Origin of the sequence: uncultured Cardiobacterium sp. (genome assembly GCF_938028185.1) — a bacterium.
GTDB lineage: Bacteria > Pseudomonadota > Gammaproteobacteria > Cardiobacteriales > Cardiobacteriaceae > Cardiobacterium.
Genome location: NZ_CALJAH010000303.1, coordinates 1 through 1,957, shown reverse-complemented (window position 1 = coordinate 1,957; position 1,957 = coordinate 1). Strand labels below are relative to the sequence as shown.

Here is a 1,957-nt window from a genome sequence, read left to right as displayed (position 1 = left end):
CGCATTTTGCGTGGGTACCCGCCCGCTGCGGGCTTCGCCCTGCGGGGGAGGGGGAATTTCGCTTTTACCCGCATACTCCAAACAAGTTCTCAGGCGTCTTCGGTGCCGCTGCCGTGTCCCATGCTGTGAATGATGGCGTCGTTGTCGCGCCAGTTTTCTTTGGTTTTGACGTGGTTGCGCAGCATCACTTTTTTTTCCAGCAGCGCTTCCAGCTCTTCCCGCGCGCGCTGGCCGATGAGGCGCAGCGTCTGTCCGCCCTTGCCGATGACGATGCCTTTTTGGCTGTCGCGCTCCACCATGATGGTCGCGTCGATTTCGACGAGGTGCTCGTCTTCTTGATATTGATCGATGATGACGCCGAGCGCGTAGGGGATTTCCTGGTGCAGGTAGCGGAAGATTTTTTCGCGGATGATTTCGGCGGCCATGAAGCGCATCCCGGCGGTGGTGATGTGGTCTTCCGGGTATATCCACGGCTGTTCGGGCAGAAACGGAATCAGCGCGCGCTCCAGCGTGTCCAGATTCTGCCGTTGTTGCGCCGAGACGGGGATGATTGCCCGCCAGTCGCCAAGCGTCTGGATGTGTTCGAGTTCTTTGAGCAGCACGGTTTTGTCGCGCAGGCGGTCGATTTTGTTCGGCACCTGGATGACGGGCTTGTCGCCTTCGGCCAGCGCTTTGGCGATGCGCGCGTCTTCGTCGTTCCAGCGCCCGGCCTCGCTGACTTGCAGGATGAGATCGACGTAGTCCATGCTCTGCCAGGCGGTGCGGTTCATGTGGCGGTTGATGGCTTTTTCCCGGCTTTGGTGGATGCCGGGGGTATCGACGAAGATGATTTGTGTGTCGCCCGTGGTGTGGATGCCGAGCAGCGCATGCCGCGTGGTCTGCGGTTTTTTGCTGGTGATGGCGATTTTCTGGCCGATGAGGTGGTTAATCAGGGTGGATTTGCCGACGTTGGGGCGGCCAACGACGGCGATGTGTCCGGCGCGTGTGTTCATGGGGTTCCTGGGGTTGTTGGAGGGCTATAAACGGGCTGGCTCGGGCAGGTCGGTGGCGGTTCTCTCGCGGTCGTGCCGGTTGAGGTCGTTGTTGTGCCGCAGCTGTTGTTTGATGTCGTCCCGGCGCGCAAGGGCGGCGTTGATGCTTTGGCGGCGCGCTGCCTGTTGCTTGGCGGGGGTGGTGTTGAGGGTGTTCCAGCTGTGGCTGGAGACGATGTCGCCGCTTTGGGTGCTCTTCCAGGCAAGAAGCGGGGTGCCATCCGGGGCGTAGAGGTTTTCGCCTTCTTCGCAGTAGAAGGCGGCGAAGCAGTTGCCAATGCGCCCATGTTGGTATTCAAGGGCGAGGATGTGGCCGTCGTCGTAGTAGTAGCGCGTGCCTGCGGTGGCGTAGCCGCCGATGCCGTAGAAGCCGTCGTCACTGCCGGGTCGGGGTTTTTGCGCGACGAGGCGGCCGTTGCGGTAGTAGCTCAGGTATCCGGCGGGCTGGCCGTCATGGTAGTGCTGGATGGCGTACACGCTGCCGTCCTGGCGGTACCAGACGAGTTTGCTGTCGGCGTTGATGGCGGTGGGGTCTTGCGGGTCGCCGTAGCGGTTGAGGATGTAGGGCGCGGTGCGCGGGCGGTCGCTTTTTTTGTAGTAGTCCTGGATGACCAGGCGGCCATCGGCGGTTTCGCCGAGGATTGTGCGGTAGCTGTAGTCGTTGTTGCTGGGAAAAGTGCCTATGGCGGAGTCGTAGGGGGTGTAGGCGATGTCGGTTTTGGCGGCTGTGGTGGCGTCGTATGTGCTGGCGGGCTGCGGCGGCAGGGCGGGCGGGGCGCTCATGGTGTCGGGTTCGATACCGGCGCTGCTCCAGGTGCGCAGGTTGTAACGGCTGTCGGGGTGGGATGCGGGTTCTGGTTGTGATTCGTTGTGGTGGCTGTCGCTGCGCAGGTTGTTGGCTGCCCCCCCCCTGTCCCCCCCCCCCC

2 protein-coding genes are annotated in these 1,957 nt (G+C 62.4%); both read right to left on the bottom strand.

Annotated elements, in window-relative coordinates; genetic code table 11:
* Positions 1-89: 89 nt before the first annotated feature.
* The gene (era, locus tag Q0349_RS08885; protein WP_298080508.1) at positions 90-992 is read right to left on the bottom strand and encodes a GTPase Era; all 903 of its coding nucleotides are present in this window, start codon (positions 990-992) and stop codon (positions 90-92) included.
* 24 nt (positions 993-1,016) lie between these two features.
* Positions 1,017-1,957, bottom strand: a 941-nt coding sequence (locus Q0349_RS08880) for a hypothetical protein (RefSeq protein WP_298080507.1), incomplete at its 5' end; no start/stop codon positions are given.

Coding starts and splice junctions, on each gene's coding strand:
- era (WP_298080508.1), bottom strand. CDS start 992: ATGAACACACGCGCCGGACACATCGCCGTCGTTGGCCGCCCCAACGTC.